Source organism: Kribbella speibonae (assembly GCF_004331375.1).
GTDB lineage: Bacteria > Actinomycetota > Actinomycetes > Propionibacteriales > Kribbellaceae > Kribbella > Kribbella sindirgiensis.
Genome location: NZ_SJKC01000001.1, coordinates 1,111,566 through 1,126,576 on the forward strand (window position 1 = coordinate 1,111,566; position 15,011 = coordinate 1,126,576).

At 69.0% G+C, this 15,011-nt stretch carries 12 protein-coding genes; 8 read left to right on the forward strand and 4 right to left on the reverse strand.

Annotated elements, in window-relative coordinates:
* Nucleotides 1-3: 3 nt before the first annotated feature.
* The 7 genes from lysS (at nucleotide 4) to E0H92_RS05645 (ending at nucleotide 10,070) form a co-directional block, all read left to right on the forward strand.
* Nucleotides 4-1,524, forward strand: a complete 1,521-nt coding sequence (gene lysS, locus E0H92_RS05615; RefSeq protein ID WP_131465167.1) for a lysine--tRNA ligase — start codon at nucleotides 4-6, stop codon at nucleotides 1,522-1,524.
* Between the two features lie 229 nt (nucleotides 1,525-1,753).
* Nucleotides 1,754-2,083, forward strand: coding sequence for a histone-like nucleoid-structuring protein Lsr2 (locus tag E0H92_RS05620; protein ID WP_130384932.1), 330 nt, complete (start codon nucleotides 1,754-1,756; stop codon nucleotides 2,081-2,083).
* Between the two features lie 339 nt (nucleotides 2,084-2,422).
* Nucleotides 2,423-4,969 carry an ATP-dependent Clp protease ATP-binding subunit gene (locus E0H92_RS05625; protein WP_131465169.1) on the forward strand — a complete coding sequence of 849 codons (2,547 nt, stop codon included), beginning with the start codon at nucleotides 2,423-2,425 and terminating at the stop codon, nucleotides 4,967-4,969.
* A gap of 133 nt (nucleotides 4,970-5,102) precedes the next feature.
* Entirely contained in the window at nucleotides 5,103-5,618 is a 516-nt protein-coding gene (locus E0H92_RS05630) for a SigE family RNA polymerase sigma factor (protein WP_202873523.1), read from the forward strand.
* Complete coding sequence (locus E0H92_RS05635) at nucleotides 5,615-6,727, forward strand: CU044_5270 family protein (RefSeq protein WP_131495585.1); 1,113 nt, start codon at nucleotides 5,615-5,617, stop codon at nucleotides 6,725-6,727. The genes E0H92_RS05630 and E0H92_RS05635 overlap by 4 nt, the downstream gene beginning before the upstream one ends.
* Nucleotides 6,728-7,067: 340 nt before the next feature.
* On the forward strand, nucleotides 7,068-9,050 hold the full coding sequence (locus tag E0H92_RS05640; protein ID WP_131465175.1) for a kinetoplast-associated-like protein: 1,983 nt from the start codon (nucleotides 7,068-7,070) through the stop codon (nucleotides 9,048-9,050).
* Nucleotides 9,051-9,122: 72 nt separating this feature from the next.
* The gene (locus E0H92_RS05645) at nucleotides 9,123-10,070 is read left to right on the forward strand and encodes a DivIVA domain-containing protein (protein WP_131465177.1); all 948 of its coding nucleotides are present in this window, start codon (nucleotides 9,123-9,125) and stop codon (nucleotides 10,068-10,070) included.
* A 54-nt stretch (nucleotides 10,071-10,124) separates the two neighbouring features.
* Here the strand turns inward: E0H92_RS05645 and E0H92_RS05650 are convergent, their stop codons facing one another.
* Nucleotides 10,125-11,015, reverse strand: coding sequence for an HhH-GPD family protein (locus E0H92_RS05650; RefSeq protein ID WP_238173323.1), 891 nt, complete (start codon nucleotides 11,013-11,015; stop codon nucleotides 10,125-10,127).
* Between the two features lie 24 nt (nucleotides 11,016-11,039).
* On the opposite strand from E0H92_RS05650, the gene E0H92_RS05655 reads away from it, so the two are divergent.
* The gene (locus E0H92_RS05655) at nucleotides 11,040-11,696 is read left to right on the forward strand and encodes a hypothetical protein (RefSeq protein ID WP_131495587.1); all 657 of its coding nucleotides are present in this window, start codon (nucleotides 11,040-11,042) and stop codon (nucleotides 11,694-11,696) included.
* Here E0H92_RS05655 and E0H92_RS05660 read toward each other — a convergent pair.
* From E0H92_RS05660 to disA, 3 genes are all read right to left on the reverse strand, one after another.
* Nucleotides 11,684-13,201 (reverse strand): DHA2 family efflux MFS transporter permease subunit, encoded by a 1,518-nt coding sequence (locus E0H92_RS05660; protein WP_131495588.1) that lies wholly within the window; start codon nucleotides 13,199-13,201, stop codon nucleotides 11,684-11,686. The genes E0H92_RS05655 and E0H92_RS05660 overlap by 13 nt on opposite strands.
* Nucleotides 13,177-13,752 carry a PadR family transcriptional regulator gene (locus E0H92_RS05665; RefSeq protein WP_131465185.1) on the reverse strand — a complete coding sequence of 192 codons (576 nt, stop codon included), beginning with the start codon at nucleotides 13,750-13,752 and terminating at the stop codon, nucleotides 13,177-13,179. Before E0H92_RS05665 ends, E0H92_RS05660 begins: the two co-directional genes overlap by 25 nt.
* A gap of 121 nt (nucleotides 13,753-13,873) precedes the next feature.
* On the reverse strand, nucleotides 13,874-14,968 hold the full coding sequence (gene disA, locus E0H92_RS05670) for a DNA integrity scanning diadenylate cyclase DisA (RefSeq protein ID WP_131286896.1): 1,095 nt from the start codon (nucleotides 14,966-14,968) through the stop codon (nucleotides 13,874-13,876).
* Between the last annotated feature and the right edge of the window lie 43 nt (nucleotides 14,969-15,011).

Genomic DNA, 15,011 nt, shown 5'->3' on the forward strand with positions numbered 1-15,011 from the left:
GCTATGACTGACGCACACGTGGACCCGGTGAACCCCGACAGCGGGCAGGACGACCTGCCCGAGCAGATGCGGGTTCGCCGGGAGAAGCGTGACCGCCTGCTGGCGGAAGGAGTACCGCCGTACCCGATCTCGGTGCCCCGGACGCACCTGCTCAAGGACCTCCGGGCGACGTACGACGCCCAGGACCTGGAGCCCGACACCCGGACCGGTGAGCAGGTCTCGGTGGCCGGCCGGGTGATCTTCCTGCGCAACACCGGCAAGCTCTGCTTCGTCCGGCTCCGCGAGGGGGACGGGACCGAACTGCAGGTGATGTTCTCGCTCGCCGACCTCGGCGAGGAGGGGCTGGCCCGGTTCAAGCAACTCGTCGACATCGGCGACCTGCTGTCCGTCCAGGGCGAGGTGATCACCAGCCGCCGCGGTGAGCTGTCCGTGCAGGCGACCGCGTGGCAGATGGCCGCGAAGACGCTCCGTCCGCTCCCGAACGAGCACAAGCCGCTCAGCGAAGAGGCACGGGTCCGGATGCGGTACGTCGACCTGATCGTGCGTCCCGAGGCGCGGGAGATGGTGCGCGCGAAGGCAGCCGTCCTGAAGGCGCTGCGCGCGACGTACGACGGGCACGGCTTCGTCGAGGTCGAGACGCCGGTGCTGCAGCTGACCAACGGCGGCGCCGCGGCCCGGCCGTTCTCGACCCACCTGAACGCGTTCGACCAGGAGATGAAGCTCCGGATCGCGCTCGAGCTCGACCTCAAGCGCGCGATGATCGGCGGCGTCGACCGGGTCTACGAGATCGGCCGGACGTTCCGTAACGAGGGACTGGACTCCACCCACTCGGCGGAATTCTCGATGATCGAGGCCTACGAGGCGTACGGCGATTACGACACGATGGCCGAGCTGATCCAGGAGCTGATCCGGAACGCGGGCCGTGCGATCGGTCGTACGACGATCACCGGGCGCGACGGTTCGACCATCGACATCGAGCAGCCGTTCCAGCACGCGACGCTTTTCGGGCTGCTCTCGGAAGCGGTCGGTGAGAGCGTCGACGCGAGCACCGACCTGGCCACGCTGCTGAAGTTGGCCGAGCAGCACGGGGTCGAGCTGCAGCCCGACCGGAATGCCGGTGAGATCGCCGTCGACTTGTTCGAGAAGCTGTGCGAGCACACGCTGATCCAGCCCACCTTTGTTCGCGACTATCCGGAGTCGGCGCGGCCGCTGGCGAAGCCGCACCGGGAAATTCCGGGGCTGGTCGAGGCCTGGGACCTGTTCTTCAACGGGGTCGAGCTCGGGGTCGCCTACTCGGAGCTGAACGACCCGGTGATCCAGCGCGATCGCCTGGTGGAGCAGTCGTTGCTGGCCGCGGCCGGCGACCCGGAGGCGATGGATCTCGACGAGGACTTCCTGCGCGCGATGGAATTCGGGATGCCGCCGGCCGGCGGCATGGGGATGGGCCTGGACCGCTTGGTGATGTTGCTCACCGGGACCGGTATCCGGGAGACGATTCTCTTCCCGTTGCTGCGTCCGGAGTGATTTTCGAATCCAGACACAGGGTCGTTGCATAGCACAACGGACGGCCTTCGCAAATCAGGGGGCCGAATTTATTCCGGACCGGCCGGTTCGACCCGGATGAATACTCAAGGTCACCATGACTGCACAGCGTCGATGAATGACAAGTACCTGGTTTGTGCGGTACAAATCAGGTGCTAACAATTCAGCAGGGGGATTGTGCCCGATGGCGGGCGCGGAAAGGTTGTCATCGATGGCGCAAAGGGTGCAGGTGGTTCTCGAGGACGATCTCGACGGCGGTAAGGCCGACGAGACCGTCACATTCGGGCTGGACGGAACGACGTACGAGATCGACCTGTCCAAGAAGAACGCCGCGAAACTGCGCGACGCCCTCGCCGCGTACGTCGGCTCGGGTCGCCGGGTGGCCGGCCGCCGGGGTGCGGCGGGCCGGGCGCGCGGCCGCGGCCGGTCGGCCTCGGACTCCGCGGACATCCGGGCCTGGGCCAAGGAGAACGGCTACGAGGTCAGCGAGCGCGGCCGGATCTCCGCCGAGGTGCGCGCGGCGTACAACGACGCGAAGTAGTTTTCAGCTGTCGCCGGTCCCGGCACCCGATTGGGGTGCCGGGACCGTCCGCATTCCGGTTGTTTCACAGAGTGGGACCGGGCGTGTCGCGGTGATGGCTGACCGGGCAGGCAGTTCTGGGAATTCGCTGGTGGCGAACACGCTGTCGGATCGCGGTGCACCGGGAACACGCTGGTTACCAGTGCGGTTGTTCCCTTGTGATGCCGCCCGGACGGCTGATGGACGAGTGATCGGGTGTTCGCCGAGAGCGAGCCTGTCGGTGTCGGGGACTAGCATGCAGGTACGGGGGTCGGCCAACACGGCACGTCCGACTCCTCTGAGGCAAGGAGCGCTTTGGCGATGTTTGAACGATTTACGGACCGCGCCCGTCGGGTAGTCGTCCTGGCACAGGAAGAAGCCAGGATGCTCAGCCACAACTACATCGGGACCGAGCACATCCTGCTCGGCCTGATCCACGAGGGTGAAGGGGTCGCCGCCAAGGCTCTCGAGAGCCTGGGTATCTCGCTCGAGGCCGTCCGCTCCCAGGTCGAGGAGATCATCGGCCAGGGGCAGCAGGCACCGAGCGGGCACATCCCGTTCACCCCCCGCGCCAAGAAGGTGCTGGAGCTCTCCCTGCGCGAGGCCCTGCAGTTGGGCCACAACTACATCGGCACCGAGCACATCCTGCTCGGCCTCATCCGTGAGGGTGAGGGTGTCGCAGCGCAGGTCCTGGTCAAGCTCGGTGCGGACCTGAACAAGGTCCGGCAGCAGGTCATCCAGCTGCTGAGCGGATACCAGGGCAAGGAGTCGTCGCCGCAGGGCACGGCCCCGGAGGGTGCACCCAGCAGCTCCCTGGTGCTCGACCAGTTCGGCCGGAACTACACCCAGTCCGCTCGTGAGGCGAAGCTCGACCCGGTGATCGGGCGCGAGACCGAGATCGAGCGGGTCATGCAGGTGCTGTCCCGGCGGACCAAGAACAACCCTGTCCTGATCGGTGAGCCGGGTGTCGGCAAGACCGCCATCGTGGAAGGTCTGGCCCAGCAGATCGTCCGTGGCGACGTCCCGGAGACGCTGAAGGACAAGCAGATCTACTCACTCGACCTGGGTGCCCTGGTGGCCGGTTCGCGCTACCGCGGTGATTTCGAGGAACGCCTGAAGAAGGTGCTCAAGGAGATCCGCACCCGCGGCGACATCGTGCTGTTCATCGACGAGATCCACACCCTCGTCGGGGCCGGTGCGGCCGAGGGCGCGATCGACGCGGCGAGCATCCTGAAGCCGATGCTGGCCCGCGGTGAGCTGCAGACGATCGGCGCCACCACCCTCGACGAGTACCGCAAGTACGTCGAGAAGGACGCCGCGCTGGAGCGCCGCTTCCAGCCGATCCAGGTGGCCGAGCCCTCGATCGCGCACACGATCGAGATCCTCAAGGGCCTCCGCGACCGGTACGAGGCGCACCACCGGGTGACCATCACCGACGCCGCGCTGGTGAACGCCGCGCAGATGGCCGACCGGTACATCTCGGACCGGTTCCTGCCGGACAAGGCGATCGACCTGATCGACGAGGCCGGGGCCCGGTTGCGGATCCGCCGGATGACGGCTCCGCCGGACCTGCGCGAGTTCGACGAGAAGATCGCGACCGTGCGCCGGGAGAAGGAGTCGGCGATCGACGCGCAGGACTTCGAGCGCGCCGCCCGGCTGCGGGACGACGAGAAGAAGCTGATCAACGCGAAGTCCGAGCGTGAGAAGCAGTGGAAGGCCGGCGACATGGACGTCGTCGCCGAGGTCGACGAGGAGCTGATCGCCGAGGTGCTGAGCACCGCGACCGGGATCCCCGTCTTCAAGCTGACCGAGGAGGAGTCCTCGCGGCTGCTCGACATGGAGAAGGAGCTGGCCAAGCGGTACATCGGCCAGACCGACGCGGTCAAGGCGCTGTCCCGCTCGATCCGGCGGACCCGCGCCGGCCTGAAGGACCCGCGCCGCCCGAGCGGCTCGTTCATCTTCGCGGGCCCGTCCGGTGTCGGTAAGACCGAGCTGTCGAAGGCGCTGACCGAGTTCCTGTTCGGCGATGAGAACGCGCTGATCAGCCTCGACATGTCGGAGTACTCGGAGAAGCACACCGCGTCCCGGCTGTTCGGGTCGCCTCCTGGGTACGTCGGCTACGAAGAGGGTGGCCAGCTGACCGAGAAGGTGCGCCGCAAGCCGTTCAGCGTGGTGCTGTTCGACGAGGTGGAGAAGGCCCACCCGGACATCTTCAACTCGCTGCTGCAGATCCTGGACGAGGGTCGTCTGACCGACGCCCAGGGCCGCGTGGTCGACTTCAAGAACACCGTGATCATCATGACCACGAACCTGGGCACGAAGGACATCGCCAAGGCGGTGAGCCTGGGCTTCTCGCAGGCGAGCGACACCACGTCGTCGTACGAGAAGATGAAGGCCAAGGTCACCGAGGAGCTGAAGCAGCACTTCCGGCCGGAGTTCCTGAACCGCGTCGACGAGATCGTGGTCTTCCACCAGCACACGATGGACGACATCGTGAAGATCGTGGACCTGATGGTGGCCCAGATCGAGCAGCGGCTGAAGGACAAGGACATGGGCATCGAGCTCACGCCGGCGGCGAAGGAACTCGCCGCGAAGCGTGGCTTCGACCCGGTCCTGGGTGCCCGTCCACTGCGCCGCGCACTGCAGCGCGACGTCGAGGACGTGCTGGCCGAGAAGATCCTGTTCGGGGAACTGCGCCCGGGCCAGATCGTCCTGGTCGACGCGGCACCGGAAGGCACGGTCAACGAGGACGGACTGACCGAGTACTTCACCTTCACCGGTAACCAGAAGTCGACGACCTCCGACCTGGAGCTCACCGACCTCACCACCGGTGGCACGACCGGCAGCTCCGGTCTGCAGGACAGCTGAGCCGGTAGCAAGCAGCGAAGGGCCCCGCGGACATCACGTCCGCGGGGCCCTTCGTCGTACGACCATGCAACCGGTTGTTCGCACCACCCGGTACTTAACGGTGAGGAAGCGCCCAACCAGGACCGGAGGACGCGTGGCGAGCAACCGAGATCAGGACTTCACCGACTATGTGAGTGCCCACCGCGGGCGGATGATGCGGATGGCGCGTCTGCTGACCAGTGGGGACGCGCACTGGGCCGAGGATCTGGTGCAGACCGCGTTGACCAAGCTCTACGTGAAGTGGGGCGCGGTCAGGCCCGAGGTCGGAGCGGCGCGGTACGCCGACAAGATCCTGATCAACGTGTTCCTGGACGAGAAGCGCCGGTTCTGGCGCCATCGCGAGACGTTGACCGACGAGGTCTCCGAGCCCGGGCCGCAGGCCGGCTCCGGACCGGAGGACCGGCTGACCGTGCTGGCCGCGCTCGAACAGCTGCCCAGGCGTCAACGGGCCGCTGTCGTCCTGCGGTACTTCTGCGATCTGGACGTGGCCGCTGCCGCCGAGGTGATGGGCAGCAGCCAGGGCACCGTCAAGAGTCAGACCGCTCGTGGGCTGGACAAGCTGCGCGACCTCATCGGCGAACCCCTGAACACACTGGAGCATGTGCGATGACTGATCTGAAGAGCCTTCTCGAGCGCGCGGCCGGCACCGACCCGGTGGTCACCGACGACGACGTCGCGGCCGATCTCGGCCGCGGCCGGCGGGCCGCCCGTCGTCGCCGGTTCGCCGGCGCCGGCCTCACCACGGTCGCCGCGGCCGTCGTCGTCGGTGCCCTCGCGGTGCCGCTGGCGTTCGCCCCCGGCGCGCAGTCGGGTGGCTCGGACATCGCTGTCTCGGCGCCTCCTGCGACCGGCACCGCGACCAAGATGTCAGCCGGCGAGGTGCTGCTGGTTGCGGCGGCCCACGAGGAGAAGGCCGAAGCGACGACCGGCAAGTACTTCCGGGTCCGGAAGGTCCAGAGCAGGGAGTGGACCGTCATGGCGGGCGGCAAGATCGTCTGCTGTGGGTCGATCGCAGCCGGTCCGGGCGGCTACAAACTGCGTGAGTTGACGGTGACCGAGACCTGGACCGGCATGAAGGGCGGCACCGCCTGGCTTGGTACCCGCTCACTGGGTGCGCATCCGGCCACGGCGGCCGACGAGGCGGCGTGGCGAAAGGCGGGAGCACCGGCGAGCTGGAACGCCGGTCCGACCGACACCGTGACCAAGCACGACCAGGTCATCTCGTCGAAGCCGGGTAAGGCCACCTTCTTCGAGCTGAAGGACGGCGCGGACCGCTACACCGCCCTGGGGATCAACGGCACCCTGCAAGACGTGCTGGCGCTGCCGGCCGACCCCGCGCAGTTGCGGGCCCGGCTGCTCGAGGTGAAGGCGACGACCGCTCCTGACGCCACCGAGGCGGCGGCTCTCGCGCAGCTCTCGGCCGGTCTGCTCAGTGATACTCCGGCACTGCCGAAGGTCCGCGGCGCCGCGTTCCGGCTGCTGGCAGGGCTGCCGGGCGCCACGGTCCAGCAGAACGTCACGGACCTGAGCGGCCGGACGGGTACGGCGGTCGGGTTCTCGTTCCCGGCGTACCAGCTGAAGCTCCGGCTGATCGTCGACCCGAAGACCGGCAAGCTCCTGAGCAGCAGCCACACGGGCGGAAAGAACGGCGACAGCACGATCCTGCTCTCCGGCTGGACCGACGCCACCCCGGAGGCACCACCCGCCGCCATCAAGTGAGGTGACCTCGTCTCGAGCGCCCGCCGACCCTCCGGGGCCGGCGGGCGTTCGCGTGTTCGGCCGGGGAACTGGTCCAGGCCGGTGGAGTACTGCGACGCCGCTCGGCGTACCGGAAACACGCCTGATTTATGCGAAGGCTACTGATTGGTCGTATCGTCCTGCGGAGCGTGATCACTTCGGTACGGAGACGGCTTCCGTCCGCCTACGGATCGATGGGAAGATCGCGCGACTGCTGAGGAAGCAGTTACTTACCGCCTGTCTGCCGCGTTGTAACCCTGTGACCACGCTGTTCGGACCCGGACTGTCGGAAAGGGGGCCGAGGATGGAATCATCTCGTCGCATGGACGCGCCGCGTCTGCCGCTGACCCAGGAACCGGTCGCCGACACCGGTTCCTTTGGCGTGCGGCAGGCGGGCGGAGTGCTCGAGCGGGCGCAGCGGATCGCGGACACGCTCCGCGAGCAGGCCGAGCACGAGAACGATCTCGCCCGCGACGAGGCCGGCCGGATCCGGGCCGCGAACGAGCGCCTGAAGGCCGACGCCGAGACCGCCGCGAAGAAGCTCCGGTCGGACGCGATGGCGGCCGCCCAGCGGGTGCTGAACGACGCCGAGCGGGCCGCCGAGCAACTCCGTACCGAGTCCGAGGCCGAGGCCGAGCGCGTCCGTTCGGAGGCCGAGGAGACGGCCGACAGGCTGCGCTCCGAGTCGACCGCCGAGGCCGAGCGGGTACGCCGGGACGCTGCCGCCGCTGCCGAGAAACTGACCTCCGAGTCGACGGCCGAGGCCGAGCGGGTCCGCGCCGAGGCGACTGCTTTCGCGGAGCGGCTGAAGGTCGAGTCGGAGTCCGCCGCTGAGCAGCTCCGCGCCGAGGTCGCTGACGAAGTGGCCAAGCGCCGGGCGGACTCGGAGGCCACGGCCGAGCGGCTCAGGGTCGAGAGCGAGGCGGCGGCCGAGAAGCTGCGGGTCGAGTCGCAGGCGGCCGCGGATCGGCGGGTCGCGGCGGCCGAGGTCGAAGCAGGCCGGGTCAAGGACGAGGCCGACGAACTGCTCGACGACGCCCGGATGGCACGCGAGTCGGCCCAGGCAATGGTCGAGCGGGCCAGCCGCGAGGCACAGCAACTGGTCGCCGACGCCGGCGAGCAGGCCGCTCTTGTCTCGCAGGCCGCCGTCCGGAACGAGGCCGACCTGATCTCCCGCGCCGAGTCCGAGGCGGGCGAGCTGCGGGCCGCGGTCGAGCGCGAGGTCGAGACGGCCCGGGAGCGGTCGCGCGTCGAGATCGCCGCCGCCCACGCGGAGATCGAGCGGCTGCGCGGCGAGAACCGGACCGAGCTGGAACGCCGTACGGCGGAGCTCGAGGAGACCGAGCGCGCGAAGCTGGCCGCGATCTCGCTGGAGATCGACAAGCTCCGCGCCGAGGCGGTCGCGGAGATCGCCGAGCGGAAGGCCGAGGCCGAGGCCGGTAACGAGCGGCTGATGGCGGACGCCCGGGCCCAGGCCAAGCTGGTCGTGGACTCGATCGAGGCGGACCGCCGGACGGCGTCGGGCGAGGCGCAGCGGATCGTCGAGGACGCGAACAAGGCGGCCGAGGCGGCGATGGCCGAGGCCGAGAAGCAGACGCTGTGGAGCAAGAAGACCGTCGACGACCTGATCGGCGCCGCGGAGTCCGAGGCGCAGGCGATCCGCGACCAGGCCGCCGTCGACGCGGCCGAGCTGCTCAAGCAGAAGCGCGCGCACCTGCGGCGCGTGGTCGGCCGGTCGACCAGCCGGCTCAAGGACACCCAGGACGCGATCGCCAGGGAGAACGCCGAACTGACCCAGCTCGCCGAGACTACGCTGTACTCGGCCGGCGAGCAGGCGGAGGCGACCCTGGCCGCGGCCAAGCAGGAGGCCGAGCGGGTCACCGCCCAGGCGCAGGCCCGGGCCGACCGGTTGAAGGGTTCGGCTGCCGAGGACGCGCGCGAGATCATCGAGCGCGCCAACCGCCGCGAGGCCGAGGCCGAGGCGAGCACCCAGGTCCTGCGGGAGCGCGCGGCCAACGATCTGTCCGAGGCCCAGCGCCAGTCGCACGAGCTGATCCGCAAGTCCCGCGCGGAGGCTCAGCAGCTCGAGGCCCAGGCCCGCGAGCACGCCGACACGTTGCGTGCCCAGGCCCGAAAACTTCTCGCCGACGCCGAGGCGAGGGTCGCCGCGCTGAACCAGCGCCGTGATGAGATCACCAAGGAGCTCACCCAGCTTTCGGGTGTGATCGAGGCACTCGCTGTACCGGGGTTCCGCCCAGGTGGTGGAATGTCCTCCAGTGAGGGTTCCACGGGGGAATCAGGATGAGGACGTGACAGTCAGATCCTTGTCAGTGACAATGTGTGATCCACCCACCCATCGAAGTGAGCATCGGAAAACATGAGCAGTGAAAGCCCAACCCCGTTCCGTACCGTTCTGCGTGGCTACGAGCCTGCCCAGGTGGATCAGCACATCCGTGAGCTGACCACTTCGCTGACCGCACTGCAGCAGCAGTCCGAGCAGCTGCAGCGTCATGTGCAGGAGCTGCAGTCCCGCACGGACGCGGCGGAAGCGGCCGTCATCTCCGCCCAGGAGGATTCCAAGGACCGCGCGCCGACGTTCACCGAGTTCGGTGAGCGCGTCGCGAAGATCCTGTCGCTGGCCGACGACGAGGCCCGTGACCTGGTGACCCGCGCCCGCACCGACGCGGAGGCGATCGTCGCCGACGGTGAGGCGCACGCGAAGAAGGTCCGCAAGGAGGCCGAGCAGTACTCCCTGGACTGGAAGAGCGAGGTCGACGCCGAGGCCGCCCGGATCCTCGAAGAGGCCCGGACCCAGGCCGACGACATGCGCGACGAGGCCGAGCGTGACGCCACCGCGCGTCGCAGCGAGGCTCAGGCGCTGTACGAGCAGGAGCGGGCCAAGTCCGCTCAGGCCGCGGCCGCCTTCGAGACCACCCTGGCCGAGCGCCGGGGCAAGGTCGAGCAGGAGTTCGCTGCCCGTACGGCGCTCGCCGAGCAGCAGCTCGCCGCGGTCACCGATCGCGCCGCGCAGGTGCAGCGGGAGGCCGACCGGTCGCGTTCCGAGGCCGAGCGGTTGTCCCAGCAGCAGCTGGCCGACGCGAACCGGCAGGCCCAGGAGATCGTCGCCGCCGCGAAGGACAAGTCCGAGCGGATCCGCGCCGAGTCCGAGCGCGAGCTCGCGGCCGCGACGCAGCGCCGGGACAGCATCAACGCGCAGCTGACCAACGTCCGCCAGATGCTGGCGACGCTGTCCGGCCAGCCGGCGATGCCGCTCGACCTGCTGGACGACGAGGCAGACGCCACCACCGGCAGCAAGAAGAACTGAAGCACCACCACCGAAGACGCCGGCTCGAGTCCTTCGAGCCGGCGTCTTGGTCTGTCACGCGGGGAGTCGGTAGCGGCCGCGGCTGAGAGGTTCGACGAGGCCGTCGGCCACGAGTCCGTCCAGGGCTCGTTCGCGTTGGACGGGTTCCGGCCAGCAGGTGTCCAGCTCGGTCTTCGGTACGGGCGCCGATGCGGCACGCAGTACGGCGAGAAGGCGGCCGCGGACTTGGCGGTCGGTGCCTTCGTAGGTCTGGCCGCGGCGCGGCGGGCCGTCGTACGGCGGGCTTCCGGCGCGGACCCAGGCGCAGTCGGACTGGATCGGGCAGTCGGCGCAGCGCGGCGTACGGGCGGTGCAGATGAGTGCGCCGAGTTCCATGGACGCCACGGCCCAGCGGGCTGCGGTGGGCTCGTCGGCGGGCAGTGCGCTGACGGCGAGGCGCTGGTCGGCGGCGGTGGGGGAGATGCTCGGTTGCGCGACGCCGGTCAGGGCGCGCGCGAGAACCCGGCGTACGTTCGTGTCGACGACCGCGTGCCGCTGTCCGAACGCGAACGATGCGATCGCGGCGGCCGTGTATGTCCCGACGCCGGGCAGTGCGAGCAGTGCTGCGTGGTCGTCCGGTACCTGGCCGCCGTGACGCTCCACAATCGCCTGAGCCGCCGCGTGCAGCCGGAGGGCGCGCCTGGGGTACCCGAGCCGGTCCCAGGCCCGCACAGCCTCACCAGGAGCCTCTGCGGCCAGGTCCACCGGCTTCGGCCACCTCTCCAGCCAGCGCTGGTACGCCGGGAGCACCCGATTCACCGGTGTCTGCTGCAACATGAACTCACTGACCATCACAGCCCACGCCCCGGCGCCCGGCTCCCGCCACGGCAGTTCCCGCTTGTTGACGGCGTACCAAGCCAGCACGGGGTCGTGGATGGCCTGCGGCGAGCCTAGGTGGTCCTGCACGGAGCCGATATTAGAGTGCGCTTCATGAGCAGTCTGCTCCGTCCGGTCGGGCACCTGCCCGCCAGCGTGTACTGGTTCCGGCGTGGACTGGTGCTCGCGGTCGTAGCTGTGCTGGTCATTCTGATCTCGCGGCTGTTCGCCGGCGGTGGCGACGACACGAAGAACGCCGCCGCGTCGGACCCGCAGCCGAACCCCACCGGCGCCGCCCCGGCCACCCCGTCGACGACGCCGAGCAGCAAGCCGAGTACGACGCAGACGCAGACGCAGACCCCGACGAAGACCACGCCGCCCGCGGACCTCACCTGCAAGGGCTCGGACCTCAGCATCGACGCGCTGCCGGCGAACCGGAAGATCGTCTCCGGCTCGATGCTGAACTTCGTCATCCAGTTCAGGCCGATCGACGACGGGTGCAAGGCGACCGTCAACGCCGACAAGCTGACGGTTACCGTGACGTCCGGGACGGACCAGATCTGGAGCACCACCCAGTGCGACAAGGCGATCCAGACCGCCACCCTCGTCGTTGCCAAGGGCAAGCAGTCGGCGGTCACGGTGCCCTGGAACGGACACCGGTCCAGGCCTGGCTGCCTTCCGGGTCAACCGATCGCCAAGCCTGGAACCTATGTCGTCAAAGCCGAGTACGACGGCCGCTTGTCAGGCGCTCAGGCCTTTCAGGTCGTCTGATCGGCCGGTCGCGCAGTCTCGTCCTGCTGCTTCTTCAGGTGGCTGGGCGCGGTGAACAGCAACGCGGCCACCAGCCCGACCAGTAGCACCACTGCCGGCAGCACCAGCGACTGCGCCATCGCGTCGCTGAACCCCTGCCGAACCATCTCGGGCAACCGTCCGCTGGAGAACCCCTCGCCCGCCGGCGCGCCACCGGACCCCGGCAGGTTGTGCGCCAGCCGCGACTCCATCAGTACGGCGATGCTCGCGCTGCCGAGCACCGCACCGACCTGCCGCGTCGTGTTGTAAACGCCGGCCCCGGCGCCGGCCTGGTGCATCGGGAGGTTCCGCGTCGCCGTCGTACCGATCGGCGCCCACATGAACCCGTTCGCGACCCCCAGCAACGCGATCGGCAGCAGCAGTTGCCAGATCGGTACGTCGGGCTCGATCACCTGACTCATCCAGAACATCGACACCGCGCAGCACAGCAGCCCGAAGCCGGCGATGAACCGCGGCGGCGTCCGGTCGACCAGGCGCCCGACGAACGGCGACAGCGCACCCGCGATCACCGCCATCGGGACCAGCAGCAGCGCCGATCGCGTCGGCGTCAGCCCGCGGACCGCCTGCGCCCACAGCATCAGCGGGAACGCCATCGCGGTGATCGCGAACCCGACCGTGGTGATCGCGACGTTCGCCAGCGAGAAGTTGCGATCCTTGAACAGGCCCAGCGGCAGCAGCGGCTCGCCCCGGTTGCGGGACTGCCAGACGACGAAGATCGCGAGCACGACGAGGCCGGCGATGATCAGCGACCAGACCGAGATCGGGCCCTTGATCTGGCCCCAGTCGTACTTCTGCCCCTCCTGGATCCCGAACACCAGCAGGAACAGGCCGACAGCGCTCAGCACGACGCCGACCAGATCGAACTTGTGCTCGTGCGTCGGCAGGTCCGGCACCAGGCGCATCGCCAGGAAGAAGCCGACCACTCCGACCGGTGCGTTGATGAAGAAGATCCACTGCCAGCCGAGGCCGTCGACCAGGACGCCGCCGAGGATCGGGCCGACCAGCGTGGCCACGCCGGCGGTCGCGCCCCACAGGCTCATCGCCCGGCCGCGCTCGTTCGGCGGGAAGATCCGGGTGATGACCGCCATCGTCTGCGGCGTCATCATCGAGGCGCCGAGCCCCTGGAACACCCGGGCGACGATCAGCATCTCGATGGTTCCGGTCAGACCGCACCAGACCGAGGCCAGTGTGAACAGCGCCAATCCGGTCAGGTACAGCTTCTTCGGGCCGATCCGGTCGCCCAGGCGGCCGGTGATCAGCAGCGGGACGGCGTACGCGAGCAGGTACGCGCTGGTCACCCAGACGACCGTGCCGACATCCGCCCCGAGGTCCTCGAGGATCGCCGGGGTGGCGACCGAGACGATGGTCGAGTCGACCAGGATCATGAAGAAGCCGAGTACCAGTGCCCAGAGCGCCGGCCACGGCCGGACCTCCGGAGGCCTCACGGGTTGTTGCGAGGTTGCCATTCCAGGTCCTTGCTCTCGATACGTTCGATGGTGGTGGCGAGCCAGTCGCGTTCGGCGGTCAGCTGGGTGCGCAGGTACGTGCCGCCGATCCAGTACACCTGCGGTACCTCTCGCGCCTCGGCGTCGGCGAGGGCCTCGTCGATCTCCCGGATCCAGTTCTCCAGGTCGGCGATCCGGCGGCGGAACCGCAGTACGGCGTCCTCGGGTTCGAGGTTGTGCGCTTCGCTCAGCACGACCGGGAAGAGCGGGTACTCGTGGACGTACTCCTCGATCCCCGTCTCCACCCGCCGGGTCAGGGCGGCGTCGCCTTCCGGGGTGAGCTCGTACGTCGTGCGCTCCGGGCGGTTCCCGGCGCGCTCGGTGCCGGTGGCGCGGACGTAGTTCTGCCGCGCCAGCCGCTCGACCGTGTGGTACAGCGAGCCGGGACGGACCTTGACCAGCCAGTGGTGATGTCGCTTGACCAGCAGTTGGTACATCTCGTACGCGTGCATCGGTTCCTCTTTGAGCAACGCCAGGACCGAGATCGCCAACGGGGTCAGTTCGGCCGCCATGATCCTCCACGTGGATTGCTCCGTACGAAATGTTCCATGTGGAGTATTCGCCGATGCGTGCCCGAATGCAAGACGCCTCCGGTTCTTTCACGAACCGGAGGCGTCTGCTGACTGCGGGTAGTTACACGTAGCGTTCCAGGATGCTGGACTCGGCCAGCCGGGACAGGCCCTCGCGGACCGTGCGGGCCCGGTTCTCGCCGACGCCCTCGACCGTCTGCAGGTCGTCGATGCTTGCCGCGAGCAACTTCTGCAGGTGACCGAAGTGGTCGATCAGCCGGTCGATGACCGCACCCGGGAGCCGCGGCACCTTGGCCAGCAGCCGGTAGCCGCGCGGGGTGACCGCCGCGTCCAGCTGCTCGGCGCCGCCGAGCTGCAGAGCCCGCGCGACCTGGCCGATGTCCAGCAGGTCCGTCGGGCTGACAGCGTCCAGCTCGAGCAGTACGTCGTCAGCGGTCTTGGGCCGGCGCCCCGTGGCCGGCGGGAGGTAGTCGCGGACGACCAGTTCCCGTTCACCGGCGACGCCCGCGACGAGTTCGTTGAGCTGCAGGGTGAGCAGCCGGCCGTCGGTGCCGAGCTCGACGACGTACCCGTCGATCTCGGTGGCGATCCGGCGGACCATCTCCAGCCGCTGCGCGACCGCGGCCACGTCCCGGACGGTGACCAGGTCCTCGATCTCGAGGGCGGACAGCGTGCCGGACACCTCGTCCAGCCGGAGCTTGTAGCGCTCCAGGGTGGCGAGGGCCTGGTTGGCCCGGGACAGGATCGCGCCGGAGTCCTCGAGCACGTACCGCTGGTCGTCGACGTACAGCGCGATGATGTGCATCGACTGCGACACCGAGATCACCGGGAACCCGGTCTGCCGCGCGACGCGGTCCGCGGTGCGGTGCCGGGTGCCGGTCTCCTGGGTCGCGATCGACGGGTCCGGCATCAGGTGCACGGCCGCGCGGATCAGCCGGGTGGCGTCCCGGTCGAGGACGATCGCGCCGTCCATCTTGCTGAGCTCCCGCAACCCGGTCGCGGTGAAGTCGACGTCGATCTCGAAGCCGCCGGTGGAGATCGCGTCGATCGCCTTGTCGTGACCGAGCACGAGCAGTGCGCCGGTCCGCCCGCGCAGGATCCGTTCGAGTCCTTCGCGTAGTTCCGTACCGGGCGCCACCGCCGCGAGCGTCGCGCGGAGCCGGGCGCCGGTGCTGTTCTTGTCCGTGTTCGCCGCCACGGAACCTGAGTCTATGCGGTCAGCCGCGTGCCGTTGCGCGGAT

Coding starts and splice junctions, on each gene's coding strand:
- lysS (WP_131465167.1), top strand. CDS start 4: ATGACTGACGCACACGTGGACCCGGTGAACCCCGACAGCGGGCAGGAC.
- E0H92_RS05620 (WP_130384932.1), top strand. CDS start 1,754: ATGGCGCAAAGGGTGCAGGTGGTTCTCGAGGACGATCTCGACGGCGGT.
- E0H92_RS05625 (WP_131465169.1), top strand. CDS start 2,423: ATGTTTGAACGATTTACGGACCGCGCCCGTCGGGTAGTCGTCCTGGCA.
- E0H92_RS05635 (WP_131495585.1), top strand. CDS start 5,615: ATGACTGATCTGAAGAGCCTTCTCGAGCGCGCGGCCGGCACCGACCCG.
- E0H92_RS05640 (WP_131465175.1), top strand. CDS start 7,068: ATGGACGCGCCGCGTCTGCCGCTGACCCAGGAACCGGTCGCCGACACC.
- E0H92_RS05645 (WP_131465177.1), top strand. CDS start 9,123: ATGAGCAGTGAAAGCCCAACCCCGTTCCGTACCGTTCTGCGTGGCTAC.
- E0H92_RS05655 (WP_131495587.1), top strand. CDS start 11,040: ATGAGCAGTCTGCTCCGTCCGGTCGGGCACCTGCCCGCCAGCGTGTAC.
- E0H92_RS05660 (WP_131495588.1), bottom strand. CDS start 13,201: ATGGCAACCTCGCAACAACCCGTGAGGCCTCCGGAGGTCCGGCCGTGG.
- E0H92_RS05665 (WP_131465185.1), bottom strand. CDS start 13,752: ATGGCGGCCGAACTGACCCCGTTGGCGATCTCGGTCCTGGCGTTGCTC.